The organism is Streptomyces sp. NRRL F-525 (assembly GCF_000716605.1).
Taxonomy (GTDB): Bacteria; Actinomycetota; Actinomycetes; order Streptomycetales; family Streptomycetaceae; genus Streptomyces.
In genome coordinates, this window is record NZ_JNXE01000036.1 from 1 (window position 1) to 25250 (window position 25250).

At 71.3% G+C, this 25250-nt stretch carries 22 protein-coding genes; 11 read left to right on the plus strand and 11 right to left on the minus strand.

The window, feature by feature from the left end; translation table 11 throughout:
• Positions 1-1662 (minus strand): XRE family transcriptional regulator (locus OO69_RS36905; protein ID WP_234444631.1); only part of this gene is annotated, 1662 nt, incomplete at its 3' end.
• Positions 1663-1882: 220 nt separating this feature from the next.
• Between OO69_RS36905 and OO69_RS36910 the strand changes: the two genes are divergently transcribed.
• Complete coding sequence (locus OO69_RS36910) at positions 1883-3139, plus strand: amidohydrolase (RefSeq protein WP_033285287.1); 1257 nt, start codon at positions 1883-1885, stop codon at positions 3137-3139.
• A gap of 43 nt (positions 3140-3182) precedes the next feature.
• Here OO69_RS36910 and OO69_RS36915 read toward each other — a convergent pair whose 3' ends face one another.
• From OO69_RS36915 to OO69_RS36925, 3 genes are read right to left on the minus strand one after another with little or no spacing between them, the layout of a single operon-like run.
• Positions 3183-3590 (minus strand): RidA family protein, encoded by a 408-nt coding sequence (locus OO69_RS36915; RefSeq protein WP_033285288.1) that lies wholly within the window; start codon positions 3588-3590, stop codon positions 3183-3185.
• Between the two features lie 56 nt (positions 3591-3646).
• Positions 3647-5206 (minus strand): FAD-dependent monooxygenase, encoded by a 1560-nt coding sequence (locus tag OO69_RS36920; RefSeq protein ID WP_234444632.1) that lies wholly within the window; start codon positions 5204-5206, stop codon positions 3647-3649.
• The gene (locus tag OO69_RS36925) at positions 5203-6135 is read right to left on the minus strand and encodes an alpha/beta hydrolase (protein ID WP_033285289.1); all 933 of its coding nucleotides are present in this window, start codon (positions 6133-6135) and stop codon (positions 5203-5205) included. The genes OO69_RS36920 and OO69_RS36925 overlap by 4 nt, the downstream gene beginning before the upstream one ends.
• 139 nt (positions 6136-6274) lie before the next feature.
• Here OO69_RS36925 and OO69_RS36930 point away from each other — a divergent pair, with 139 nt between their 5' ends.
• Positions 6275-6889: a TetR/AcrR family transcriptional regulator C-terminal domain-containing protein gene (locus OO69_RS36930; protein WP_033285290.1), complete on the plus strand. Its 615-nt coding sequence runs from the start codon at positions 6275-6277 to the stop codon at positions 6887-6889.
• Between the two features lie 13 nt (positions 6890-6902).
• Here OO69_RS36930 and OO69_RS36935 read toward each other — a convergent pair whose 3' ends face one another.
• From OO69_RS36935 to OO69_RS36945, 3 genes are all read right to left on the minus strand, one after another.
• Positions 6903-8099, minus strand: coding sequence for a hypothetical protein (locus OO69_RS36935; RefSeq protein WP_033285291.1), 1197 nt, complete (start codon positions 8097-8099; stop codon positions 6903-6905).
• Between the two features lie 99 nt (positions 8100-8198).
• Complete coding sequence (locus OO69_RS36940) at positions 8199-9389, minus strand: PP2C family protein-serine/threonine phosphatase (protein ID WP_033285292.1); 1191 nt, start codon at positions 9387-9389, stop codon at positions 8199-8201.
• Positions 9390-9393: 4 nt separating this feature from the next.
• On the minus strand, positions 9394-10032 hold the full coding sequence (locus tag OO69_RS36945) for an NAD(P)-dependent oxidoreductase (RefSeq protein WP_033285293.1): 639 nt from the start codon (positions 10030-10032) through the stop codon (positions 9394-9396).
• 101 nt (positions 10033-10133) lie between these two features.
• Here OO69_RS36945 and OO69_RS36950 point away from each other — a divergent pair, with 101 nt between their 5' ends.
• Complete coding sequence (locus tag OO69_RS36950) at positions 10134-10604, plus strand: hypothetical protein (protein WP_051801483.1); 471 nt, start codon at positions 10134-10136, stop codon at positions 10602-10604.
• A gap of 72 nt (positions 10605-10676) precedes the next feature.
• Here the strand turns inward: OO69_RS36950 and OO69_RS36955 are convergent, their stop codons facing one another.
• Positions 10677-11246, minus strand: a complete 570-nt coding sequence (locus tag OO69_RS36955) for a hypothetical protein (RefSeq protein ID WP_033285294.1) — start codon at positions 11244-11246, stop codon at positions 10677-10679.
• Between the two features lie 210 nt (positions 11247-11456).
• Between OO69_RS36955 and OO69_RS52165 the strand changes: the two genes are divergently transcribed.
• Positions 11457-12434, plus strand: a complete 978-nt coding sequence (locus OO69_RS52165) for a hypothetical protein (RefSeq protein ID WP_033285295.1) — start codon at positions 11457-11459, stop codon at positions 12432-12434.
• Here the strand turns inward: OO69_RS52165 and OO69_RS50740 are convergent.
• Entirely contained in the window at positions 12316-13677 is a 1362-nt protein-coding gene (locus OO69_RS50740; RefSeq protein ID WP_078652734.1) for a PLP-dependent aminotransferase family protein, read from the minus strand. The two genes, OO69_RS52165 and OO69_RS50740, sit on opposite strands and share 119 nt — an antisense overlap.
• Before the next feature lie 111 nt (positions 13678-13788).
• On the opposite strand from OO69_RS50740, the gene OO69_RS36970 reads away from it, so the two are divergent.
• From OO69_RS36970 to metG, 5 genes are all read left to right on the plus strand, one after another.
• Positions 13789-14541: an alpha/beta fold hydrolase gene (locus tag OO69_RS36970; protein ID WP_033285297.1), complete on the plus strand. Its 753-nt coding sequence runs from the start codon at positions 13789-13791 to the stop codon at positions 14539-14541.
• Between the two features lie 75 nt (positions 14542-14616).
• A complete protein-coding gene (locus OO69_RS36975) occupies positions 14617-15615 on the plus strand; it encodes an endonuclease/exonuclease/phosphatase family protein (RefSeq protein ID WP_033285298.1) in 999 nt (332 codons plus the stop codon).
• 26 nt (positions 15616-15641) lie between these two features.
• Complete coding sequence (locus OO69_RS36980; RefSeq protein ID WP_033285299.1) at positions 15642-17675, plus strand: FUSC family protein; 2034 nt, start codon at positions 15642-15644, stop codon at positions 17673-17675.
• Positions 17676-18618: 943 nt separating this feature from the next.
• Positions 18619-19737, plus strand: a complete 1119-nt coding sequence (locus tag OO69_RS54000) for a VWA domain-containing protein (protein ID WP_420707940.1) — start codon at positions 18619-18621, stop codon at positions 19735-19737.
• A gap of 124 nt (positions 19738-19861) precedes the next feature.
• Positions 19862-21586, plus strand: coding sequence for a methionine--tRNA ligase (gene metG / locus OO69_RS36990; protein WP_033285301.1), 1725 nt, complete (start codon positions 19862-19864; stop codon positions 21584-21586).
• Positions 21587-21605: 19 nt separating this feature from the next.
• Here metG and OO69_RS36995 read toward each other — a convergent pair whose 3' ends face one another.
• Positions 21606-22346: an SDR family NAD(P)-dependent oxidoreductase gene (locus tag OO69_RS36995; protein ID WP_033285302.1), complete on the minus strand. Its 741-nt coding sequence runs from the start codon at positions 22344-22346 to the stop codon at positions 21606-21608.
• A gap of 146 nt (positions 22347-22492) precedes the next feature.
• Here OO69_RS36995 and OO69_RS37000 point away from each other — a divergent pair, with 146 nt between their 5' ends.
• The gene (locus tag OO69_RS37000) at positions 22493-23152 is read left to right on the plus strand and encodes a TetR/AcrR family transcriptional regulator (RefSeq protein ID WP_033285303.1); all 660 of its coding nucleotides are present in this window, start codon (positions 22493-22495) and stop codon (positions 23150-23152) included.
• 46 nt (positions 23153-23198) lie between these two features.
• Positions 23199-23675 carry a hypothetical protein gene (locus OO69_RS37005; protein WP_033285304.1) on the plus strand — a complete coding sequence of 159 codons (477 nt, stop codon included), beginning with the start codon at positions 23199-23201 and terminating at the stop codon, positions 23673-23675.
• Between the two features lie 62 nt (positions 23676-23737).
• Here OO69_RS37005 and OO69_RS37010 read toward each other — a convergent pair whose 3' ends face one another.
• Positions 23738-25096, minus strand: a complete 1359-nt coding sequence (locus tag OO69_RS37010; protein ID WP_033285305.1) for a pectate lyase family protein — start codon at positions 25094-25096, stop codon at positions 23738-23740.
• Between the last annotated feature and the right edge of the window lie 154 nt (positions 25097-25250).

A 25250-nucleotide genomic window follows, 5' to 3' on the forward strand; every position in this document is an offset into this window, starting at 1 on the left:
GGGTGCGGGTTCGTGGGGGCTGGTCGCGCAGTTCCCCGCGCCCCTGAGGGGGGTGGGGGGCTTGGGATGGGTGGCGGGTGCGGGTGCGTGGGGGCTGGTCGCGCAGTTCCCCGCGCCCCTTAGGGGGTTGCCGCTGAGGGGGTTGGTCGTGAAGGGGGTGGTCGGGAGGGGGGTGGTCGGGAGGGCGGTCGTACCGTCTTCGGCGTTGGCCGCCAGGTCCTCGCCGAACAACTCCTCCGCTCGGGACAGGCGTGTTCCCCGGTAGAGGGTGCCTGGGTCTTGGTCGTGGTCGAGCCAGGTGCGGGTTGCTTCGGTCAGCATGCGGTGGTGGCGTAGGCGTTCGCGGTCCTGTTCTATCCAGTTGTGGAGGCGGGGCCAGCAGGTGATCAGGGCCTCGTGGGCGAGGTGGACGCCGGTCTCGTCGGCGGTGAGGAGGCGGGCTCGGGTGAGGCGTTCCAGGACCGCCGGGATCGCTGGGTTCGGCCAGTCCGACAACTCCGTGCGGGTCAGGGGGCGGCGGGTGTCCGGGGTGCCCTGGCCGGGGACGACCATGCGGAGGAGGAGGTGGCGGGCTGTGGTGGACTCGGTGGGAGACAGGGTGCCGTAGACCTGTTCCGCTGTTGCGGCGATCGCGCCCCTCACCCCGCCTGCCGCCTCGTAGCCGGACAGGGTCAGGAGGCGGCCCTTGCGGCGGCGCCAGGTTTCCGCGAGGGCGTGGGAGAGCATCGGGAGGCCGCCGGGTTCGTCGAGGATCTCCTCCAACAGGCGGGCGGTCAGGGTGCGTTCGACCAGGCAGCCGACCGCCTGGGCCGGGCCCACCACCGCCTCGCGCAACTCCTCCGCCGTCATCGGACCGAGCAGCAGCGCGGCCCGGTGCAGCGCGTCGGCCAGGCCTCGGTGTTCGGCGCAGCGGGCGTAGAAGTCGGCGCGGACGGAGACCAGGACGCGCAGGCGGGTGTCCTCGGCGCGGGCGGCCAGCAGCAGGTCGATGAAACGGGAGCGTTCGGCCGGGTCGTGGCAGAGGGTGAAGATCTCCTCGAACTGGTCGACCACCACCCAGCTCTCCGGTTCGGCGGGGGCGGGGGTGAGGAGGTGGGCGTAGGTGGTGGCGGGGGTCGGGCCGGGGGTCAGGATGCGCAGCCTCGCCGGGCAGGTGCCGGACGCTATCTCCTCCTGGAGGCATGCGATCAGGCCTGCCCGCAGCAGCGACGACTTGCCGCTTCCCGACGGGCCGAACAGGACCGCGAAACGGTGGTCGCGGACCAGCGCGTGGAGGTCGGCGATGACCCGGTCGCGGCCGAAGAAGAGGTGCCGGTCGGCGGGTTCGAAGCGGGCGAGGCCACGGTACGGCGGTGCCGGGCTGTTGTCGTCCGGGTCCGTCGCCTCGGCGGCGCGGTTCGCCTCCGCCTCGGCCTCCTTCCAGCGCGGGCCCCACTCGCCCGGGTCGCCGTCGCAGGCCCGCACGTACCCCTCGACCACGGCGAGCGTCGGCAGCCGTTCGCCGGCCGCGGCCTGGGACAGCGTGGTCGCCGAGAAACCCGCCGCCTTCGCCATCGTCCGGTACGACGGTCCGCCCGCGGCCTGGCGCAGTTCCCGCAACGCGTGCGCGAGCCCCTGCACGGCACCCGCCCCCGGGTCGACCGGTCGCTCGGGACGACCCATGCGCGTACCTCCGTAGACCTGACGAAAGCGACATCCGGAGCGACGACCATACGGATGATCAGGGAACGGCGGGGTTGCCCCTGGGTGACGTGTGGGTGACGCGGGTCCACCCATGTCCTTACAACGGGACTGATCGCCCTGGTGGGAGGGGCGTGGCATCGTCCATACCGGTCCCCGCCGGGGCTCCCGTACGCACATCCGGCGCGCATACGCTGCCCCCGTGACCACTTCCCCCGCCGCTTCGCCCGCCGCGCGCACCGCACTCGACCTCACCGCCGACCTCCCGGTCCCCGACCTGGAGGACTTCTACCGGGACCTGCACCGGCACCCTGAGCTGTCCGGCCGCGAGCACCGCACGGCCGCGAAGCTCGCCGAACGTCTCACCAAGGCGGGCTACGACACCGTCGAGGGCATCGGCGGCACCGGTGTCGCCGGGGTGCTCCGCAACGGCGACGGCCCGACCGTGCTGCTGCGCGCCGACATGGACGCGCTGCCGGTGCAGGAGGAGACGGGGCTGTCGTACGAGTCCTCCGTCCCCGGCGCGATGCACGCCTGCGGGCACGACCTGCACGTGACCTGGCTGGCGGGCGCGGCCCAGGCGCTGGCCGCCGGGCGGGACACCTGGTCGGGGACGCTGGTGCTGGTGGGGCAGCCCGCGGAGGAGACGGGTTCGGGTGCGGCGGCGATGGTGGCCGACGGGCTGTACGAGCGCGTCCCGCGTCCGGACGTGCTGCTCGCCCAGCACGCGGCGCCGGGGCCCGCCGGGTTCTACCCGCACGTGCCCGGTCTGATCATGTCGGCCTCGACGGACATCGACATCGTCGTCCACGGTCTCGGCGGCCACGGCTCCCGGCCCGAGGCCACGGTCGACCCGGTCGTCACGGCCGCGTACCTGGTGACCCGCCTGCAGACGGTCGTCTCCCGGGAGATCGCGGCCCGTGACTCCGCCGTCCTGACGGTGGGCCGGATCGAGGCGGGCACCCGGCACAACATCATCCCGACCGAGGCCCGGATCTCCCTCAACCTGCGCACCCAGTCCGACGACGTGCGGGAGCGGATGATCGCCGCGATCCGCCGTATCGCGTCCGGCGAGTGCCTCGCCGCGGGGTGCCCGCGCGAGCCCGAGGTGACCATCGGCACCAGCCTCCCGACGATGGTCAACGACGCGGACACCGACCGCCGCATCGCCGCCGTGCACACCGAGGTCCTCGGCGCGGGCACGGTCTTCGACCCCGGCCCGGCGACGGGCAGCGAGGACTTTCCCCGGCTGGTGCCGGAGGGCGTCCCGTACTCCTACTGGTTCGTGACGAGCACCCCGGCGGACGTGTGGGACGCGGCGCCCGGCACGGACCTGATGGAGAAGTTCCACGCCGTCCCCAGCAACCACAGCCCGAACTTCGCACCCGACCTGGTGACGGTCGTCCCGGGTGTACGGACCCTGGTGTCGGGCGCGTTGGAGATGCTGACGGTGAAGTAGTAGGCGCGGTCGCCGGGGTGGGCCGTGCGGGATTGGCTCCGCGTCAGGCGATGACCGCGTAGCCGTCGACCTCGATGAGCCATTCCGGCAGGCCTAGCGCCTCGACGCCGAGGTACGTGCTGGCCGGCAGCGGCCACTCGCCGTCGAAGGCCTTGCTGCCGGCGGTGAAGACTGTGTCGATCATCTCGGGGCGGTGGCCCACGACATGGATCGTCATCTTGACCAGGTCCGCCGGGGTGGCACCGGCCGCTTCGAGCGCGGCCCGGAGGTTGCGGAAGACCTGTTCGGCCTGGGCGGCGAAGTCGCCGGGGCCGACGAGCCGGCCTTCGGCGTCGATGGCGACCTGCCCGGCGATGGCCACGAACCGGGTGCCGGTCGCGGCGACGACCTGCGTGTAGAGGTTCATGACGGGCGGGGCGAGCGTCGGGGGGTTGATCATCTCCGCGGACATGTGTGCTCCCAAGGGCGTTGTGGAGAGGGCGAGTTGGGTCGTGGCGGCCGGGACCGTCACCGGTCGGCGCCGGTGAGGCCGGCCCGGTCGAGGGCCTCGCGGGTGGCGGTCGTGAGTTTTCCGGGGTCGTTCTCCTCGGTCGCCCAGGCCACGTGCCCGTCGGGGCGGATCAGCGCCGCGCTGACCTGGGCCCAGGGAGCGTGGTCCCCGGTGAGCGTGCCCGTGCGGGTGACCAAGGGGCCGTCCTCGGTGGTGGCCAGGGGCGTTGCCCGGTCGTCGTGGGGGCCGCGCAGGTCGAGCAGGACGTGGTGGGCGGTCCGGAGCAGGGCGAACACCGTGTCGCCGCCGTCGGTGAAGGCGAGGTCGGGCGCTCGTCGGCCGGTGAGCGGGTGCGCGTCGGCGGTGGGGGCGTCGTAGGCGACGTGCAGGCCGGACAGCCGCTCGGCGAGGGTCCGGCTCAACGACGGCTGTTCGGCGACGAGTTGGCTGAGCAGCGAACGCAGTCGCTGGCCGTCGGGGGTGAACGCGGCGATCAGGGCCGTCTGGGCGCGGGTGTGCTCCAGCAGGTCCGCGCCGACCGGGTGGCGCTCGTCGTGGTACGTGTCGAGCAGGCCCGCCGGCGCCCGGCCCTGGATGGTGGCCGCGAGTTTCCAGCCGAGGTTGGTGGCGTCCTGGACGCCGACGTTGAGCCCCACCCCGCCCGCGGGCATGTGCTGGTGCGCGGCGTCGCCGGCGAGGACCACCCGGCCCTTGACGTAACTCTCCGCCTGGCGGCTGGTGTTGCCGTAGCGGGACAGCCAAGTCGGCGAGTGCAGGCCGAAGTCGGTGCCCGTGACCTGCCGGACGTTCGCCCGCAGTTCCTCCAGGGTGAGGTCGCCGGGCCAGTCGGTGCGGACGTCGGCGGGCACGGTGCCCACGACGCGGTGCAGGCCGCCCGGCAGCGCGACGATCATGACGAGCCCGTCGATGCCGGTCTTGCTGAACGCCGCACCGGGCGGCGGCTCGTCCAGGACGACGTCGCCGAGGAAGCCCAGCACGGTGAAGTCGTCGCCCGGGTAAGGGATTTGGGCGCTGGTACGGACCGTGCTGCGGGTGCCGTCGCAACCGGCGACGTAGAGCGCTTCCTCGTCGTACGGGCCGTCGGGGCCCTCGATGTGCACGGTGACCGAGTCGGGAGTCTCGGTCAGGCCGGTGACGCGGTGGCCGCGGCGGATGTCCGCGCCGGCCGCCCGGGCGTGGATCTCGAAGAGTTCCTCGGTACGGCACTGGAGCAGCGCCAGGGTGAAGGGGTAGCCGGTCTCCAGCAGGCCGAAGTCGAGGCGGCTGTCGAGGACCGCGAAGTGCCCGCTGGGGATGTGCAGGCCCTCTTCGAGGAAGGGCTTCTCCAGGCCGCGGGAGGCCAGCAGCTCGATGGTGCGGGGGTGGACGGTGAGCGCCTTGGACTTCGGATCGGGCTCAAGTCGCGGCTCCACGACGGTGACCGTGATCCCGGCGAGCCGCAGCTCCGCGGCCAGCCAGAGCCCGACGGGACCCGCTCCCGCGATGACGACCTGTTGATTCATGGCGACCTCCCGACTCGTGGCGACCTGCTGGCTCTTGGCGACCTGCGGGCTCATGACGCTCCGATCCCGTGGGCGAACGCGGTCGTCCAGGCCGCCACGGCCCGGCGGCTCGCGCGGATGGCGGGGGCCAGGACGTCGAACATGTGCGGTACGCCGGGTACGAGGTGGAGCTCGACGGAGTTGCCGGCCGCGCTCAGCCGGGCGGCGAACTCCAGCGCCTCGTCCCGGGCCGGATCGACCCCGTCGGCCAGGATGTAGGCGGGCGGCAGGTCGCTCAGGTCCTTCGCCCGGGCCGGTACGGCGTAACCGGCCTCCGGGTCGCTCCCCTGGAGGTAGAACTCCCAACCGGCCGCCGCCCCTTGGCGGTTGAAGAGCTTCGGGTCGGTGACAGCCCGGGCCGACCCGGTCTCCAGGCGGTCGTCGAGGACCGGGTAGCCGAGGTGGAGGTACCTGATCCGCGGCCCCTGCCGGTCGCGCGCGGCGAGGGCCACGGCCGCGACCAGGGCGGCGCCGGCGGAGTGCCCGCCCAGGGCCAGCCTCGTTGCGTCGACGCCCAGGGCGTCCGCCTCGTCGACGACCCAGCGCAGGGCGGCGTAGCAGTCGTCGAACGCGGCGGGGTAGGGGTTCTCGGGGGCGAGCCGGTAGTCCGGGGCGACGACGGCGATGCCCAGCTCCGCGGTCAGCCGTCGGCAGGTGGCGTCCTCCGCGTTGGGCCCGCCGAGGACGAACCCGCCCCCGTGGATCCAGACCGCCACGGGCAGCGGAGCGGTGCTCCGGGACACGGGGGTGTAGATCCGCAGGCTCAGCGCGTGCCCGTCCACGCCCTCCACGGTGATCTCGCGGTCCTCGACGTTCACCTCGCCGTCCGACTTGCCGTCACCGCTGGCCGCGAGCAGGGCCGCGCGGGATCCCTGCACATCGGCGAACACGTCCATCTCCGGCAGCGACTCATAAACCGGAAGAAACTCAGGATCCAGGAACACAGCGCACTCCTCACCTCTCGGGCACTGAACGGTAACGCTCTCTTGTCCAGTGGACAAGAGCGTGCGGCTATATTGTTGGCCACCGGACAAGAGGAGTCGCGAGGGCAGTCGCGAAGGACGTCACGGAGGAAGGCGCACCATGGGCATCAGCCGTACGGCGGTCGTCGACGCGGCACTCGACGTGCTCGACGAGCAGGGCCTGGACAAGGTGACCATGCGCGCCGTCGCGGACCGGCTGGGCGTGCAGCACAACACCGTCCGCTGGCACGCGGAGAACAAGCAGCGCCTGCTCGTCCTCATGTCGGACGCCATCCTCGCGGGACTGGACGTCGACACCCTCCCCCCGCAGTGGGAGGACCGCGTCCGCACCCTCGCCCGCTGGTGCCGGCAAGCCCTCCTGGCCCACCGCGACGGAGCACGCCTGCTCGCAGGTCTCTCGACCACGGAGACCAACACGTACAGGTTGGCCGACACGATGATCCAGACTCTCCTGGACGCGGGTTTCCCACCCCGGACAGCGGCCTGGGCGAACTGGACCGTGTTCTACCTGATCCTGGGCATCACCCAGGAACAACAGGCCCAGTCCGCCGACGCGGCCCACCCCGTGCTGGCCTTCGACGACGACACGTTCCCGGCCCTGCGCAAGGCCTCCGCCTACGTCGTCGCCGGCACCTTCGACGAGCGCTTCGAGTTCGCCCTGGACATGCAGATGACAGCCCTGCAGGTGGAGTTGGACCGCACGGATTCCCCGTGAGCGTCCGGTCTGCCTAGCCCTGCGGCTGGAGTTGCAGCAACTGCTTCCGTACGTGGTCCAGCGCGCCCGCGCGACGCCCCGGCACCCGGCTCCTCAACTCGGCGAGCGTGAGGCCGAGTTCACGGGCGGTCGCGGGGTCGTGGATCTGCCCCCACTGATGATGAGCCCGGTCCACGGCCGCCTCGACGGCAGCTGTGCCGGGCGCCTGCCCGGCGGCCAGCCGCGCCGCAGCCACCGCGAGCCAGGCTCGGCAACTCCGCACCGGATCCCCGGCCAACATCGCCAGATCGGCCCGCACTTCGATCCAGTGCAGCGCTTCTTCGGAACCCGTGCCGTGGGCGCGTACGGCGGCTTGTTCGTGCTCGGCGGCGAGAGCGTCGGCGTCGGCGTGACGACCGGCTTGGACGGCATCCGTGATGGCGCTGTGAGGGTCGGCGCTCTGCTGCCGGCCTGTGCTGTTTCGACTGAGGCCGGCAAAATCCAGCCCGTCCGGCGTTTGAGGACGAGGCCCCTTCAGGGCCGACGGGGGTCTGGGGGCGGAGCCCCCAGGGACGCCCGCCCCCACGCTCCCCGGCACAGCAACACCCGCCGCGGACAACACCACATCCGCATACGCCTCCGCCCCCAGCCTCTCCACCGCCTGCTGATGCAACTGCTCAACCGGCGGCCGCCACCCACTGCGCAGAATCGTCGCGACCGCCTTCATGTACGACGGCACAGCCACCACCCGCCGAGCGGGAGGCGGTGCGATGCGACCGTAAACGGCGTTCGTACGGCCCGAGTCGAGCGGATGCGTGCGCAGCCACTGCCAGGTCTCCGCGTCCGCGTGCAGGTCGAGCAGCAACGTCGTCGTCCCCGGTGCCCGCAACCGCAGCTCCTCCCGGACCCAGGCCCACGGGAACGCGGTGTACCGGACGGTCGCCGGAGTCGTACGCGCCAGCGCCAGATGCGGAAGGTGCTGTTTCCGGTCGAGTTGGAGCTGGCCGGTGACGAACACGGTCAACGGACCCGGTGCCGTGGCGGCGGCCCGCAACCGGGTCAGTACGGCCTGCGGCTCCAACGGGTCGGCGAGTTCGACAACGTTGGCGGTGTCCGCGCCGGACAGCACGGCTGGGTCGACGGCCGCGAGCACGGGGAGTACCGACGCCGCGTCCACCAGGCGCCCCCTGCCCACCGGCGAGGCCGCGAGCAGCAACACCGTTCCAGGCATACGCCCTCCCCCGAACCGTCCAACACAGCGATCACATCATTCACTTCGTACCTCAGCACCGTAACCTCTGCTCAACCTCTGCTGTCGCAAAGGGTGATGTCAGGACCGCCGTACCGCGAAGATCGTGGTGTCGTCGGCGAGATGTCCGCCGCTGTGGCGCAGGGTGCCGTCACGGACGTAGGCGACGAGCCGGTCCGGGTCGGCGAGGTGCGGATCCGCCAACACCCCTTCCGTGACCAGGGACTTGAGCGGGTAGAAGACGCCCGCCCCGTCCCGCGCCTCCGTCACGCCGTCGGTGACCACGAGGAGGGTCTCACCGGGCGCGAGGGTGATCCGGACCGTCGGCGGCGGCCCGTCCATGTGGGCCAACTCGCCCAGGCCGAGCGGGAGTCCGTGCCCGGGCGGCAGCGACCGTACGCCGTGCGGGCCGACCACGAGCGGGGGTTCGTGGCCGAAGTTGACGACCTCGACGGTGTCCGGTTCGGCGACGGGGAAGCTCAGCAGGATGGCTGTCGCGAACCGGTCGATGCGGTCGTCGTCCTCGCGGTCGAGGGCGGCGAGATGCAGCCCGTGCCGGTGGATCCGGGTCTCCAGCCGCGCGGCGACGGTCGCGAGCTCCCGCTCGTGGTACCCCGCCTCGCGGAACGTGCCGAGCAGCGCGGCCGCCGCCTCCACCGCGCCGAGCCCCTTGCCCTGGACGTCACCGACGAGGGCGCGGGTGCCGTGCGGGCCGGGCTGGATGTCGTAGAAGTCGCCGCCGACGCGGGCGAAGGCGTCCGCGGCGAGATAGACGGCCGCGTGGTCGAGGCCGCCCCAGCCGGGCGGCAGCGGGCGCAGCAGCGTGCGGCGGGTGGTCTCGGCGACGTCCCGCATGCGCAGCATCCGGCGTTCGCCGCGGACCCGGACCACACAGGCCAGGACGGCGAGGGCGCCGCCGACGCCGACGAGGATGAAGTCGGGCAGCCCGGTCTGGTACTGGCGCGGCCAGGCGTGGTCGGCGAGGACGTAGGTGGCCAGGCCCAGCACCGCGAACACGGCCGTGCCCCGCACCCCGCAGATCGCCGCGGCGATCCCGGGCACGAGCACGATCCACGAGACGGTCCGGAACTCGCCGCCGGTGTACCAGTCGACCAGCAGGATGCTGACGAGCACCAGCAGCGGGGGTATCCAGGCCACGCTGCGCCCGCGCACCCGCAGCAGATGCTGCCGCCGGATCGCCTCGGGGTCGCCGTCGAGCGGGGAGCGCCCGAGGGCGCCGTAGCGCACCGGTCTGTGTCCGCGGCCGCTCACGGTGTCAGTATGCGACCGACATCCGGGTGCGCGGGTGCTCGTGCCGCTCCAGCTCGTCGACGAAGGCGACCGCGTAGTCCTCGGCGCTGATGAAGCTGCGGCCCTGGTCGTCGGTCATGAACTGGTCCCCGTCGACGCGGAAGCGCCCGGTACGGGTCCCCGGGGCGATCTCGGCGGCGGGGGAGACGTACGTCCAGTCGAGGCCGTCGTCGAGGGAGCGGTAGTAGGCGAGGACGTCGCGGTGGGCGCGGGCCTCCGGGAGGTAGGCCTCGGGGAAGCCGGGCTGGTCGCTGAGGGCCTGGCCGGGGGCGACCTCCAGGCCGCCGGCGCCGCCGACCACCAGGAGCCGTCCGACACCGGCCGCGCGGACGCCCGCCACGAGGGCCTCGTTCAGGGCGAGGAAGGGGCCGCGCGGATCGCTGCCGTCGCGGGGCGGCACGCACGCGGAGGCGACGGCGTCGGCGCCGCGCGCGACCTCGGCCACCTTCGCCGGGTCCGTCGCGTCGGCCGCCGTGGCGGTGACCCCGGGGACGGGCGACTGACCGGAGCGGCTGACCGCCAGGACCTGGTGGCCGCGGGCCGACGCCTCCGTCGCGATCCGGCTGCCGACCATGCCGGTGGCGCCGAAGAGTACGAGCTTCATGCGCCCCAGCGAAACACGCCGCAACGGAGGCCGCACGCCGACTTGCCACCGCCTCCGCCGGGGTGTGCATTGGTAGTACGGGGAGAGAGAGGAGTGCTCTCATGGCTCATGCGGCACCCACGCCCGGCGGAATGACCGGCCAGGGCAACACCACCGGCCGGGGCGGATTCACGAGCAATCTGCCCGACATCTTCGACGCACGCGTCCACCGCGTGGCGAAAGTCGCGATCCCGGTCGTCCTGGGACTCGTCTACGGCTACTGGGCGGCGGCCAACCGTCGCAGCGGCGGCCCCATCACCGGCTGGAACATCCTGTTCGGCTTCGTCACGGCGCTCGCGTTCATCGTGCTGTGCCTGGCGGTGGCGCAGTTCGCGCCGCTGCTGAAGCGCGAACTGCACTCGCTGGTCAAGTCCGCCTTCGCGGGCGCGGCGCTCGGCTTCCTCTACAGCCAGACCGGCGAGAGCGTGCTGCGCTCCGCGGCCATCGGTCTCGCGACCACGGCGGCCGTCTTCCTGGTCTTCTTCTACCGCTACTACACACGCGAGGACGGAGAGGGCAACCGCATCCGCTGACCCGCACGGACAGCAACACGTGGGCCCCGGCACCGAGTTGGTGCCGGGGCCCACGTAGTGCCTACTGCCTCCCTACGGCGCCCAGTTCCAGATGCCGCCGCCGGTCGACGAACCGGAGGAGCTCCAGCTCCACGTGCCCGAGGCGCTCCACGACCCGGAGGCCGAGGTGCTCCACGAGGAGTTGTTGTCGTTCCAGTTCGGGTCGTTGTTCCAGTTGGAGTCGCCCGAGTTGGAGTTGCCGCCGTCGCGCCAGCCCGGACACGGGTCCGAGCAGGACGGCACGCCCTGGCCGCCGGTGTCGACGAACGCGGCGCTGGCCCAGGCCTGCGCGCCGACGAGCCAGTACCAGTCGGGATTCCCGTTGACGCTCTGTCCCCTGACCACGCATTGGACGCGGTCCTGACTGCCGGGTGAGAGCGCGGCGACGACGGGTGAGTGGGTGGTGGGCGACTCCCGCACGTTCAGTTCCGTGCGGGACACGATGGTGCCCCAGATCGGACTGCCGCCACCGCCGCCACCGCCATGTCCTTCGGCGTACGTGGTCGGTGCTGCCGCTGCCGTGGTGCCCGCCGCCGCGACGGCGAGAGTGCCACCGGTGAGCAGGGCCGCGGCCAGAGTCCGCAGGGCCGGAGTGGTGCGCATGATCGGCCTCCTTCTCCCCAGCTCCAGGAAACACCCGTTCGGGTGAAGCCTCCACCCGAGAGCGGACTCCCCAGTTCCGCCAAGGGTTCCGCGACCCGGCCGAGGGGTTCCGCGACCCGGCCCACCCATTCGGTTCGACATTTGACCCATACGCAGTCAAAAACCGCCGACCCGCTCGCACAAGACGCCCCCCGGCCGTGTCCTGGGGAGGTGCCCCCACGTCTCCGGAGCGCCCTGTCGGCCGTCCTCGTCGCCCTCTCCTGCCTCCTCACGCCCTTCGGCGCGCTGGCGGCCTGGGCGGCGTACGGCCTGACCGACTCCGGCCGCTACGTCACGACGATGGCACCCCTCGCCGCGGACCCGGCCGTACGGAACGCGATCGCGGACACGGTCGGCGCGGGCATCCTGCGCGAGGTGCGGATCGGCGGGATCCAGGTCGGCGGAGCCAGGGTCGGCGGGGTCCGGATGAGCGCGACCCAGGGCGTGATGGCGCCGTTCGTGCACGACGCGGTGCGCTCCTTCACCAAGACCCAGGCCTTCCGCGTGGCCTGGGACGAGGGCAACCGGGTCACGCACGACGCCGTCCTGAACGCCCTTCAGGACGAGGGCCGGACCGACACGGTGACCGTCGACCTCGCCCCCGTCACCGCCAGCGTCAAACACCAACTCGCCCACGAGAACCTCCCGTTGGCGAACAACATCCCCGTCCAGCACACCCGGGTCGAGGTACTCCCGGCCGGTGAACTGGGCCCGCTCCGGAGGGAGTTCCACGTGCTCGAGGTCGCCGGCTTCTGGCTACCCGTGGCCGCCGCCGTCTTCGCCGTCACCGGCATCGCCGTCGCCGTACGCCGCCGTCGCGCCATCACGGCGACCGCGCTCGGCACGGCCCTCGGCGGCGCCCTGCTCGGCCTCGCACTCGCGATCGGCCGCCACTTCACCGTCGCCGACCTTCCGGCCGAACTCTCCGGCGCGGCGGGCGGCGCGATCTACGACGCCCTGACCGCGACCCTGCGCAAGGTCGCCTGGCTGCTGCTGGGCGTGGGCCTGACGGTGGCCGCGCTGGCCTGGCTCACCCGATACGCCCGTCCCGTACGGGAGTTCCTGCTCCTGCGCCTCCTGCGAGACCGGCGAGCGTCCGCAACGCCCGCCGCAGATCGGGCACAGCAGCCGACGCGAGCCCAAGTCTGACCGCGTCCGGGGTCACCTTCGGATCCACGCCGAAGGCGGTCCCGGGCGTGACCGCGATCCCGTGCGCCGCCGCGGCGGCGGTGAAGGTGTCGGCCCGCCACGGCGCGGGCAGCTCCCACCAGGCGTAATAGGTCAGCGGATCGGCCCGTAGCGAGAACCCGCCCAACTCCTCGCCCACCAGCCGCTGTCGGGCCGCCGCGTCCGCCCGCTTGGCGTCGACCAGCCGCGCCACGGTCCCGTCGGTCATCCACCGCACCCCGGCCTCCAGCGCGAACCGCCCCGCACTCCACCCTCCCGACCGGATGGCGGCACCCATGGCCTCGACCCGCCCCTCCGGCACGACAAGAAAGCCCACGGTGAGCCCCGGCGCGACCCGCTTCGACAGCCCGTCCACGACATGGACGAGCCCGGGCGCGTAGGCGGCGAGCGGCGCGGGGGAGTCCGGGTGGAGGAACGACCAGATGCGGTCCTCGACAACGGGCAGCCCCAACTCCCGTACGACACCGCCGATTTCACGCTTCCGCGCGTCGCTGGTCGTCACCGAGGTCGGATTGTGGAGCGTCGGCTGGAGATAGAGCGCGGAGAGGGGTGCGGTGCGATGCGCGGCGACGACCGACTCCGGGCGCAGCCCCTCCCCGTCCGCCTCCAAGGCGACCAGCACGACCCCGAGCCGCCCCGCGATCTCCCTGACCAGCGGATACGTCAAGGGCTCCACCCCGACCCGCCCTCCCGGCCGGACGAGGGAGGCGAGGGCCGCGGCGATGGCCTGCCGGGCGTTGCCGCTGAAGAGGACGCGGTCGGGGGCGGGACGCCAGGCGGGCGTGGCGAGCAGATCGGCCGCGGCCTCGCGCGCCGCCGCCGTACCCGTCGCGGCCGCCGGACGCAGGGCCTCGGTCAGCACGTCCGGGCGGAGCAGCGGCGCGAGCGCCGGGGCCAGCAGCTCCGACTGGCCGGGCGCGGAAGGGTAGTTGAGCTCCAGGTTCACCGGCGCGCTGGTCGCCGCCTCGACGATCGCCTGCCCGTACGGCCCCGCCGCCGCGGCCCGCACGAAGGTGCCGCGGCCGACCTCCCCCACCACCAGTCCCCGGCGCACGAGTTCGGCGTAGACGCGCCCCGCCGTGGACCCCGCGATCCCGTGCCGACGGGCGAACGCCCGTTGCGGGGACAGCCGTTGGCCCGGCCGGAGCCGTCCGGAGGCGATGTCGTCCGCGATGCGGTCGGCGATCCGCCGGTAGTCCGCCATCCGCTCTCCCCTCCCTGATCCCTTCCCTGCATTGCATTGCATTGCATTGCATTGCACCGAGGACAAAGATCCTATTGCACCGAGGAGTTGAGCGGACCTAGGGTCGATCACATGCCACCCCTTACTTCCCCTTATCTCCCGCTTGTCCTCATCCACGGCCACCCCTTCGACCACACGATGTGGACCCCGCAGATCGAGGCGTTCTCCCCCGCCCGCCGGGTCATCGCACCCGACCTGCGCGGCTACGGGCCTTCTCCCTCACCGTCCACCGTCACCCGTTTCTCGGACTTCACGACCGACATCGAGGCGCTGCTGGATGACCTGAAGGTGGAGACGTTCGTGCTGGCCGGGCTGTCGATGGGCGGCCAGATCGCGATGGACTGCTACGGCCGCTTCGGGGAGCGCGTCCGGGGTCTGGTCCTCGCCGACACCTTCCCGTCGGCGGACACCCCGGAGGCGGCCCGCATCCGCGAGGCGACGGCCGACCAGTTCCTACGGGAGGGCATGCGCGGTTACGCCGACGAGGTGCTGGAGCGGATGGTGGCGCCGTCGGCGGACCCGCGGGTCAAGGCGCACGTCCACCGCATGATGACGGCCACCGACCCCGGGTCCGCCGCGGCCGCCCTGCGCGCCCGTGCCCAACGCCCGGACTACCGCGACCTGTTGACCCGGGTCACGGTCCCGGCCCTGGTGGTCGTGGGCGCCGACGACACCTACACCCCCGTCTCCGACGCGGAGGCGATGCACGCGGCGCTCCCCGACTCCACGCTCCGGGTGATCGAGGGCGCGGCCCATCTGCCGAATCTCGAACGCCCCGAGGAGTTCAACGAGATGCTGGGGGAGTTCCTGACACACGTGGGATAACCCTGGAACACGTGAATGATCTCCCAACACGTGGGATGATTCGGGCACTTGCTCCCAAGACGGGAAGGCCAGCACGTGGGCACCGCGACCACCGAGTGGACCGCCGCCGACTTCGTGCCCGAACACCATCGCGCCCGCCGCTTCTGGCGATGGTGCGCCGGGCTGCTGTTCATCGGCGTGAGTGTGGTCATCGGCTGCCGCACGGCCGACACGGACGCCATCACTCCCGTCCCCCAACTCCTCGCGTTCTTCCCCTGGTTGCTCGCCCCGACCGGCGTCGGCCTGCTCCTCTCCCTCTTCACCCGCTGGCGGCTGGGACTGGTGTGGGGCGTCGCACTGCTGGGCCTGATGGCGTGGTTCATCGAGCCGTACGGGAAGAGCGCCGACCCGAGCGGTCCGGCGATCGCCGAGTTCCGCGTCCTGACCTCGAACGTCGAGTTCGGGCAGGGGACGGGCTCCCTGGTGCCGGTGATCCGGCGGGAGCGGCCGGACGTGGTGTTCGTGGAGGAGTGCGAGTACCGGTGCCAGGCCACGCTGTCGCGGGACTTCGGCACCGAGTTCCCGTACCGGCAGGCGGTGGCGGCGGCCGGTTCGCACGGTTCGGTCATCCTGAGCCGCTTCCCGCTCAAGGGCACGAAGGGCGTGGACGGCACGATGGGCATGCCGGGCGCGGTCGCAGACGTAGCCGGTCATTCCGTACGGCTCCAACTGGCGCACCCCATGCCCCCGTTGCCGAACCAGGTCGGTCTCTGGCGCCGCGAGCTGGGCAGACTCCGTACCTTCGCAGCCGCCGACCGCACCACCCCCACGATCCTGGCCGGTGACTTCAACTCCTCCCAGGACCATGCCGCGTTCCGCCGCATCCTGGACACGGGCCTGCGCGACGCGGCCCGCATGGCCGGGCACCCCCGCACGCCGAGTTGGCCGGAGCGGTTCACCCCCACCTTCGGCACCCAGATCGACCACGTCCTCCTGTCCCCGGACTTCTCCGCGAACAGCGCCCGCTTCCTCGACATCGCCAGCTCCGACCACCGCGCGCTGCTGGTCGACATCGCACTCCACCAGCACGAATAAGCGATGAGGCCGCTCATAATGGGCGCATGTCCCGCGAGTTCCCCATCGGCCTCACACCCCCCGACTGGCTGGTGAGGAACCTCCAACCCCAGCAGGCTCCCCTCAACTGGCCGGCCATCGCCCGCGCCGCCATCGCGATGGCCCTCCCCTTCACGATCGGCCTGGCCGTCGGACAACCGGCCTACGGCGCCCTCGCCTCCATGGGCGCCCTCTCCGGCGTGATCGGCGACACCGCCGACGCGTACCGCATGCGCATCCTCAACATCGCGATCCCCCAGCTCTTCGGCGCGATCGGCGTCACGCTCGGCTCCGCGGTGTACGGGCACGGCTGGTACGCGGTCGCCGCGCTCACCGGCATCGCGCTCGTCTCCGGGATGATCTCGACGATCGGCGCGGTGGCCTCCGTATCGGGCCTGCTGCTGCTCCTCAACTCGGTGATCGGCGCGGGACTTCCGCTCCCCGGCGCGTGGTGGCTGGCCCCCGCCCTGATGTCCGGCGGCGGCCTCCTGGTGCTCCTCCTGGCCCTGCTGGCCTGGCCGTTGCGTTCGGGAGTCCCGGAGCGATCGGCGGTGGCGAACACCTACCGCACGGTCGCCGACCTCCTCGCGACCTGCGGCGACGACCCCACGGCCGGCTACGACGCGGCCCGCCGGGCGGTCACCCAGTCCCTGAACCAGTCGTACGACCTCGTCCTCGCCCGCCGAGCCCGCCACCACGGCCGCAGCCCCGAACTCACCCGCCTGCTGGCCCAGTTGAACGCCATCACCCCGGTGGTGGAGGCGGCCCCCGCGGTCCACCAGTCGGGCCGGCCCCTCCCACCCCAGATCCGCGAGGCGGTCCGCCACCTGGCCCACGCCGTGGAGACGGGCTACACGGGCCCGATAGCCCTCGCCCTCCCCACCCCCACCGGCGAGACGACCCGCGCGGTCGACCACGCCCTGCGCCACGCGGCCGAGGTCGTCACGGCCCCGGACGTGGACCCGAGGGGCATCGACGACCGCCTGGGCCGCCCGGCCGCGCTGCGCATCCGCACGGCGAGGGCGGCGCGGAATGTCCTGCTGTCGTCGGGCTCCTGGCGCTACGGCCTGCGCCTGGCGGTCTGCATCGGCCTGGCGCAGATCCTGGTCTCGACCGTGCCGGTCGCGCGCTCGTACTGGGTGGCCCTGACCATCACCTTCGTCATGAAGCCCGACTTCGGTTCGGTGTTCTCCCGGGCGCTGTTGCGCGCGCTCGGCACGGTGGCGGGGCTGGTGATCGCGGCGGCGGTGCTGTCGGTGGTGCCGAGGGGTTGGTGGGAGGTCCTGGTCCTGCTCGTCCTTGCCCCCTTGATCCCGGCCCTCACCCCGCGCGGCTACGGCTATCAGACGATGGCGATCACCCCGGTGATCCTGCTCCTCTCCGACGTCCTGAACCACCAGGGCACGGCCCTGCTGCTGCCCCGGCTGGTGGACTCGCTGATCGGCTGCGGGATCGCGCTGGTGGCCGGTTATCTCCTCTGGCCGGAGAGCTGGCACACGCGGGTGGGAGACCGGTTGGCGGAGGCGGTGGCGGACACGGCGGCGTATGTGGAGTCGGCGTTCGGCACGGCGGAAGGTTCTGTCGGTGTTACGGGGTCGGAGGTGGGCAAGTCGGAAGGTCCCGTGGTGGGGGCGGGGGTAAATCCGGGGGTGGAGGCGGGGGTGGACCCGGCGGCCCGTGCCCGTATGCGCCGCCGTCTCTACCGCGATCTGTCCGTCATCCGTACGGAGTTCCAGCGCGCGCTCACCGAACCCCCGCCCACCGGCCGCCTGGCCGCCGGCTGGCTCCCGCTGGTCGTGGCCGTGGAGCGGATCGTCGACGCGACGACGGCGGCGAGGGTACGGGTGAAGCACGGAGCACCGGCGCCGTCAGCGGCCGAGGTGACCCAAGTGGCCCGCCAGCTCAGGGAGTTGTCGGAGGGCGTACGGGAGTCGGAGGTGCTGGTGGAGGTCCGTACGGATCTGACGGGGCCGGCGGAGAGTGTGCTGGAGCCGTTGCGGCAGGAGGTGGCGGCGGCACGGACGATCGCTTCGCCGCACTGAGATCACGTCGCGGCGTCACTGTGGTCACGGTGTTTCGCGGGCCGGGCGTGCGTCCGCCAGGAACAGGCAGGTGAACGGGCGAGCGAAGTGGTGGCTGAAACAGGGGGTGTTGACGAGACGCGCCTCACGCGCCTCGCCCATGCCTAAGATCGCCATCCGGGGCCGCTAACCTTACGTGTCCGTCCTGGCCAGGGATTGACGGCTTCAACTCACGCGAAGGGTTGCGCACATGGGCATTCTCACTCTCCTGCGGAATGCATTCGGCAGGTCACGCAAGGAGCGTGCCGCCGAAGCAGAGGGTGCGGAACGCACTCCTTCGCAAGAGCAGCCGACCGCGGTGGCGGTGGAACCGGACGCCAAGGTCCCGTCCCCCTCCACAGAACCCGACCTCACCTCGACCCCGAAGCCGTCACCGGCGGCGACGGCCACGGCCACGGTTCCGGAGCCCCGTCCGTCCTCTACGCTGGAGGACGACGAGCACGAGCTGGTGGCACTGGCCTTCGACAACGTGTCCGTGCCGAAGCCTGCGACGTCGGTGGAGGGGGTGGAGGGTAGCGGGGCTGCGGCTGAGGGGGAGCCGGCGGTTACGACGACGGCTGAGGCTGTTGCCGAGCCGACCTCCGAGGTGGTTGCCGAGCCGGTGACCGAGGTAACTGCTGAGCCGGTGACCGAGGTTGTAGTTGAGCCTGCGGCTGAGGCTGTTGCTGAGCCTGTGATCGAGGTTGTGGTTGAGCCCGCGGCTGAGGCTGTCGCTGAGCCTGTGGCCGAGGACGTGGTTGAGCCGGCGAGTGAAGCTGTTGCCGAGCCGGTTGTTGAGGCGGAGCCAGTTGTCGAGGCGAAGGTAGAAGCCGAGCCTGCGGTTGTTGTGACGCCGGAGGCTGAGGCTGAGCCGGTCGCGGAAGCTCAGCCGGTTGCCGAGGCTGAGGAGGCGGAAGTCGCGCCCGTGGCTGAGGTGACTCCGGAGGCGGAAGCTGAGCCGGTTGTTGAGGTAACGCCGGAGGCGGAAGCGGAGGCCAAGCCGGTCGCCGAGACCGAGGCAGAAGCCGAGCCTGTGGCTGCGGTGACGCCGGAGGCCGAGGCCGAGCCCGAGGTGGAGCCGGTCGCCGAGGTCACGCCGGAAGCGGAAGCCGAGCCTGTCGTAGACACCGCCCCCGAGGCAGAGCCGACCGTCGAGGTGGCTGAGCCGGTAGTCGATGAGGTGGCCAAGCCCGTCGCAGCCGACGCCACCGCCCCCGAAACCGTCGCGGAACCGGTGGCAGAACCTGTTGCCGAGCCCGCAGCGGAGCCGGTCGCCGCGGACGCGGACGCAGCCGTGCCCACCCCCCTGGCCGCGGCCGCCGACGGCGAGGACGCCCCACAGGGGCCACCCGCACCCGACGACGAGAGCGTCACGGGCGGTGCGGGTGGGGAAACCATCGGGGCCGAGGGCGTAGCCGAGGCCGTAGGGGCCGGTTCCGCCGCACTCGCGATCGCCAAGGCCAACCTCACCGGTACCCGAGCGAAGCTCTACCTCGTCCTGGACCGCTCCGCGAGCATGCGCCCGTACTACAAGGACGGTTCCGCCCAGGCCCTCGCCGACCAGACCCTCGCCCTGGCGACCCACCTGGACCCGGACCCCACCCCCAACGTCCACGTCATCTTCTTCTCCACCGAAGTCGACGGCACGACAGACCTCACCCCCACCTCCCCCGAGAACGCGATCGACAAGGCCCACGCCGGCCTCGGCCGCATGGGCCGCACCAGCTACCACGCCGCCGTAGAAGCCGTACTCACGCACTACGACAAGAACGCCACCCCCGGCACCCCCGCCCTCGTCGTCTTCCAGACGGACGGCGCCCCGGACGCGAAGACCCCGGCCACCCAGTCCCTCACGGACGCCGCGAAGTCCCACGCCTCCGTGTTCTTCTCGTTCGTCGCGTTCGGCGACCACGACAACAAGGCCTTCGACTACCTCCGCAAGCTGAAGACCGACAACACGGCCTTCTTCCACGCGGGCCCGACCCCCCTGGAGCTCACGGACGCGGAGCTCTACGACGGCGTACTGATCGACTGGCGCCCGTAACACCGAAACCTCTGTGCCGCCCGCTTCCCACCCCGTAAAACGGGAGGCGGGCGGCACACCCGTGTCGGCTACGATTTCAAGGTTCGCAATAACAGCAACACACCGACCTGGGAGCAGCCCCCCGATGGCTCGACACCTCATCACCAGCGCCCTTCCGTACATCAACGGGATCAAGCACCTGGGCAACATGGTGGGGTCCATGCTCCCGGCGGACGTGTACTCCCGCTACCTCCGCCAGCGCGGCCACGACGTCCTCTACATCTGCGCGACGGACGAACACGGCACCCCGGCGGAGCTGGCCGCGAAGGAGCAGGGCCTCCCCGTGGCCGAGTTCTGCGCGCAGGCGCACGACGCGCAGAAGGCGGTCTACGACGGCTTCGCGCTCGCCTTCGACTACTTCGGCCGCAGCTCCTCCCCCCAGAACAAGGAGATCACGCAGCACTTCGCCCGCCGCCTGAACGAGAACGGCTTCATCGAAGAGCGCGCGATCCGCCAGGTCTACTCGCCCGCCGACGGCCGCTTCCTCCCGGACCGCTACGTCGAGGGCACCTGCCCGCACTGCGGCTACGACAAGGCCCGCGGCGACCAGTGCGAGAACTGCACCCGCGTCCTGGACCCGACCGACCTGATCAACCCGCGCTCGGCGATCTCCGGCTCCACGGACCTCGAGGTCCGCGAGACCAAGCACCTCTTCCTCCTCCAGTCGAAGCTCCAGCACGAGGTCGAGGAGTGGGTCGCGGCCCACGAGGAGGAGTGGCCGCAGCTCGCGTCCTCCATCGCCCGCAAGTGGCTGACCGAGGGCCTGCACGACCGCGCGATCACCCGCGACCTGGACTGGGGCATCCCGGTCCCCGCCGACACCTGGCCGGAGCTGGCGGCGGAGGGCAAGGTCTTCTACGTCTGGTTCGACGCCCCGATCGAGTACATCGGCGCGACGAAGGAATGGTCGGACCAGGACCCGGAGAACCGCGACTGGAAGTCCTGGTGGTACGAGTCCGACCAGGGCGAGAACCCCGTCCGCTACACGGAGTTCATGGCCAAGGACAACGTCCCGTTCCACACGGTGATGTTCCCGGCCACGCAGCTCGGCGTACGCGAGCCGTGGAAGAAGGTCGACTACGTCAAGGCCTTCAACTGGCTGACGTACTACGGCGGCAAGTTCTCCACGTCCCAGAAGCGCGGCGTCTTCACCGACCAGGCCCTGGACATCCTCCCGGCGGACTACTGGCGCTACTTCCTCATCGCCAACGCCCCCGAGTCGGACGACTCGTCGTTCACCTGGGAGCACTTCACCGCCACGGTGAACAAGGACCTGGCCGACACCCTCGGCAACTTCGTCAACCGCGTCCTCTCCTTCTCGAAGAAGCGCTTCGGCGACGAGGTCCCGGCGGGCGCGGCGGCGGGCGAGCCGGAGACGAAGCTGGGCGAGCAGATCGCCGACCTCCTGTCGGAGTACGAGACCCAGATGGAGTCCCTCCAGTTCCGCAAGGCCGCGGCGGCGCTCCGCGCCCTGTGGTCGGCGGGCAACTCCTACCTGGAGGAGAAGGCCCCCTGGCTGGAGATCAAGACCGACCCGGAGGCCGCGGCCCTCACCCTCCGCACCGCGATGAACCTGATCCACCTCTACGCGGTGGTCTCGGAACCCTTCATCCCGTCCTCCTCGGCGGCCATGCGCGCGGCCTTCGCGCTCCCGGCCGACACGGCGACCTGGGTCTCGCCGGAAGAGGCGAAGTCCCTGACCACCGTCCCCGCGGGCACCCCCTTCACCGTCCCCCCGGTCCTCTTCGCGAAGCTCACGGACGAGGACCTGGAGACGTACAAGGAGCGCTTCGGCGGCGACCAGGCCTGACCTGCCTGGTCGCGGCCCCTCACCCGAGCACGCTGAACGTCTCCTCCGCCCGATCTCGCCGCGCCGCCAACTCCCAGGCGGCGTCGGCGATTTCGTCGGGGTCCAGCGTCCGGTCGCCGACGTTCCCGAACCGCTCGGGGTCCGCGGTGATCAGCTGGTGGATGTCGCCCCGCTCGATGAGCCCGCCGATGCACAGGTTGCCGACGTAGATCTTCTGGTCGGCGAGCGCGGCGTTGAGCGTCAGGGCGTAGTTGCGCAGGCCGGCGGACGACACCGCGAGCGCGCCGAGCGTGGGCATCGGCACTACGGCACTGAGCCCGCCCGCGAACACCAGCGCGCCCCCGCCCCGCTCGACCATGCCGGGCAGCACCTTGTTCACCACGTCCACGGCCGGATACATCCAGCTCATCGCCTCCCGGACGTCGGCGGAGTCGGTCTCGGTGATCGACTTGGGGCGCGCGTCCAGGTCGAGGGCGCCCGGCCCGTAGTAGACGACGTCGATGTGCCCGTACCGCTCGGCGACGGCGTCGAGAACCGACCCGAGCTGCTCGCCGTCGCGCACATCGGCGACGTGGGAGACGGCCTCGACACCCGCGGCGGCCAGCGACGCGACGTAACCGGCGTGCCGGGTGTCGCTGCGGGACACCAGCGCCACCGCGTACCCCTCGCGGCCGAAGCGGTGGGCGATGGACATACCGAGGCCGGGGCCGACCCCGATGACGACGGCGACCTTGGTTTCTTCCGATGCGGAGGGGGACATGACGGTGCCCTTCGGGTCGGGTTCAGGTTCGGGTGCACGTGCCGGTGAATAACTTGAGGGTTATCTCAACTTCACCTCTCCCGACCGTAGCACGGAACATGAGGGCAGCCTCAGGTTCCGTGCTACGGGTTCCGTATGATGAGGACATGCACGAGCCCGCGCCCGCCCCTACGGCCTCCACCCCCAAGCCCCTACGGGCCGACGCCGCGCGCAACCGGGCCAAACTCCTCGCCGCCGCAACGGAGTTGTTCGGCTCGCGCGGTCTGGACGCGCCGCTGGAGGAGATCGCCCGGCGGGCCGGGGTCAGCATCGGCACGCTGTACAACCACTTCCCGAACCGGGAGGCGTTCTGGGAGGCGATCTTCCCGGCGCGGCTGGCGGCGTTGGAGCAGCTCACCGAGACGGCGCTGGCGGCCCCGGACGCCTGGGACGGTTTCGTCGCGTACCTGGAGGGGCTGTTCGCGCTCCAGGCCGAGGACCACGGCCTCAACGACGCGCTGGCGCAACGGTTCCGGGCGGCGGGGGAGGTCGAACAGGCCTGCAACCGCGGGTTCCAACACGCCGAGCTGATCATCCAACGGGCCCGGGACAGCGGGCAGTTGCGCCCCGATTTCGAACCGCAGGATCTCGTCACGCTGATCTGGGCGATGTCCCAGGTGATCCGGGAGTCGATGGAGTCGGCGCCCGACACCTGGCGCCGTTGCCTGGCGTTCTTCCTGGACGGTCTGCGGGCCGGCGCCGCCCATCCGATCGGGGTCCCGCCCCTGACCGAGGGCCAACTCGCCGCGTCCATGCGGTCTCGCTGACCGACCCCGTCGCAGACGAGCCCGCGCCAACCCGTAAGGTGCCGCCATGGCAGTCCCCGAGGTCATTCCGATCGCCTACGAGCCGAACCAACGCAGCGGCGCCGTCGGCCGCTACGCGGACGGCCAGTTCCTGGCGTCGGTCACCTACGCGTTCCCCCAAGGCTTCCGTCCCGACGACGGCTGGGAAGAGCAGAAACGTCTCTACACGGTGCTCCACACCTTCGACGCCGCGGGCCGCTACCGCGACTCGGAGATCTGGTGCGCCGGCACCTGGGCACAGCAGCAGAGTGCCCCCGACGGCGACGGTTCGGTCCTCTCGCAGGCCCGCATCCACCTGGCGAAACTGCTCCGCGCCCTCCCCCGCCGCAGCTACACCGACATCGCGATCCGCCCGTTCCAACGCACCGTGGACGGCGTCCTGTTCGGCCTGCTGATCGAGGAGGACGAGGAGGGTACCTGGGCGGAGCTGTACCCGGACCGGCACTGCTTCGGCCCGCCGTGGGACGGCAGTTACGACAGCTGAGCCCCAACTCCATCGCGCTATGAGGGAGTTGGGGCTCGGGTACGAACAGTGACCGGCGACCGCTAGGACAGGACGCCGGAACCCGTGGTCGTGGCGAGCTCCGTCGGCAGATTCTTGGCGGAGGTCTCCAGACCGGCCGTGAGGGTCGGCGTCCAGTTCACGGTGGTCTTCAGCTTCTTGGAGTTGGCGGCGTTGTAGGCGGCGACGAGGTCGGTGGCCGTGCCGTTGACGAGGTTGCCGCCACCGGCGATGGACCCGGTCCCGTCACCGCTGAACAGCTTGCCGACCTTCTGACTGGCGGGAATCTTCCAGTAGTTGTCCTCGGCGACGACCTGCGCCTTGGCACGCGAGTTGACGCTGTACTGGAGGACGTACCCGTTGAGGTTCGTGGTGTCGTAGAAGTTGTTGTAGATGTGAATCTGCCCGATCCGGGCCAGCGGCGCCCGCTGCACGATGCCCTTCCACACGTTGTGGTGGATGGAGACGCGCAGCTTGCCGACGCTGTCGGTGTCGCTGCTGCCGATGAGCATCGTCTTGTCGTGGTTGGTGAACTGGTTGCGCTCGACGGCCACCAGGTCCGATCCCTTGGTGATGTCGAGGTCGCCGTCATGGATCTGGTACTGGCGCCCGTAGTAGGTGGGGTCGGAGGTGTCGAGCCCCGGCGCGTCCGTGAACGTGTTGTGGTCGGCCCACACATGCGTGGCACCGCGCAGGGTCACGGCGTCGTACTGCGAGTTCCAGTTTCCGCTGTCCCCGTCCGTCGGGTCCCACTGCGGGAAGCAGTCCTGGGTGGCGGCGAAGGTCAGGTTCCGCACGATGACGTTGTCCACGCTCTGTATCTGCAGCATCCCGCCGGTGATCCCGGCCTTGGTGCCGGGCACACCGACGACGGTGGTGTTGGCGGGCACCCGGAAGATGATGTTCTTCCCCTGCTTGGTCTGCGCGGCGGCCCGCGCCTTCTCCTGCGTACCGGAGGGCAGCTTGGAGGTGCCGTACGTGGCCGGGTCGAAGGCCTTGAGATACGCGGCCAGCGAATACCCGGTCCCGGAGGAGTAGTCGGCGCAGCTCAGCTTCTTCCCCGAGTCGTCGGTGTTGGCGTCGATGGTCCCCTTGATCTTGACGATCCGGGGGGTGGTGTCACTGGCGGACCCGAGCGCCTTCACGAGCTGCGCGCGCGTCGTGACAGTGAAGGTGTGCGCGGCATCGGCCTTCGCCCCACCGGTGGTACCGGTCCCGGACGACGCCCACCCGTCCTTCGCCGCGAGCGTCTGGTGGTACAGGTCGGCGGCGGTAGCGGTGGTACTGGCCGCGTTCGCGTTGAGCACGAGGATGCCGGCGCCGATACCCGCGGCCGCCGCGGCGGCGGTGACGACGATCGTGCGGCGCTTGCGGAGTGAGCGGCGGTGGGAGGGGGTTGCCACGGGGGAGTCCTTAAGTGCGGTGTGCGGTAAGGGGGTTACGACTCCTCAGTGGCCGCGCGGATCAAGAAGGTTGCCGTGGCTGCGGAAAATCTCAGGATGGGGGGGGTGGGGCACGAAAGTGTGACACTCCGGGCTGAAGTGTCACACTTCGGGG

Excerpts from the sequence above, each read along its gene's own strand:
- OO69_RS36945 (WP_033285293.1), bottom strand. The coding sequence starts at position 10,032 with ATGAAGCTCGTACTCTTCGGCGCCACCGGCATGGTCGGCAGCCGGATC.
- OO69_RS37005 (WP_033285304.1), top strand. The coding sequence starts at position 23,199 with ATGGCAGTCCCCGAGGTCATTCCGATCGCCTACGAGCCGAACCAACGC.
- OO69_RS36970 (WP_033285297.1), top strand. The coding sequence starts at position 13,789 with ATGCCACCCCTTACTTCCCCTTATCTCCCGCTTGTCCTCATCCACGGC.
- OO69_RS36935 (WP_033285291.1), bottom strand. The coding sequence starts at position 8,099 with ATGCCTGGAACGGTGTTGCTGCTCGCGGCCTCGCCGGTGGGCAGGGGG.
- OO69_RS36955 (WP_033285294.1), bottom strand. The coding sequence starts at position 11,246 with ATGCGCACCACTCCGGCCCTGCGGACTCTGGCCGCGGCCCTGCTCACC.
- OO69_RS50740 (WP_078652734.1), bottom strand. The coding sequence starts at position 13,677 with ATGGCGGACTACCGGCGGATCGCCGACCGCATCGCGGACGACATCGCC.
- OO69_RS36915 (WP_033285288.1), bottom strand. The coding sequence starts at position 3,590 with ATGTCCGCGGAGATGATCAACCCCCCGACGCTCGCCCCGCCCGTCATG.
- OO69_RS36980 (WP_033285299.1), top strand. The coding sequence starts at position 15,642 with ATGTCCCGCGAGTTCCCCATCGGCCTCACACCCCCCGACTGGCTGGTG.
- OO69_RS36995 (WP_033285302.1), bottom strand. The coding sequence starts at position 22,346 with ATGTCCCCCTCCGCATCGGAAGAAACCAAGGTCGCCGTCGTCATCGGG.
- OO69_RS37000 (WP_033285303.1), top strand. The coding sequence starts at position 22,493 with ATGCACGAGCCCGCGCCCGCCCCTACGGCCTCCACCCCCAAGCCCCTA.
- OO69_RS36930 (WP_033285290.1), top strand. The coding sequence starts at position 6,275 with ATGGGCATCAGCCGTACGGCGGTCGTCGACGCGGCACTCGACGTGCTC.
- metG (WP_033285301.1), top strand. The coding sequence starts at position 19,862 with ATGGCTCGACACCTCATCACCAGCGCCCTTCCGTACATCAACGGGATC.
- OO69_RS36920 (WP_234444632.1), bottom strand. The coding sequence starts at position 5,206 with ATGAGCCCGCAGGTCGCCAAGAGCCAGCAGGTCGCCACGAGTCGGGAG.
- OO69_RS36950 (WP_051801483.1), top strand. The coding sequence starts at position 10,134 with ATGGCTCATGCGGCACCCACGCCCGGCGGAATGACCGGCCAGGGCAAC.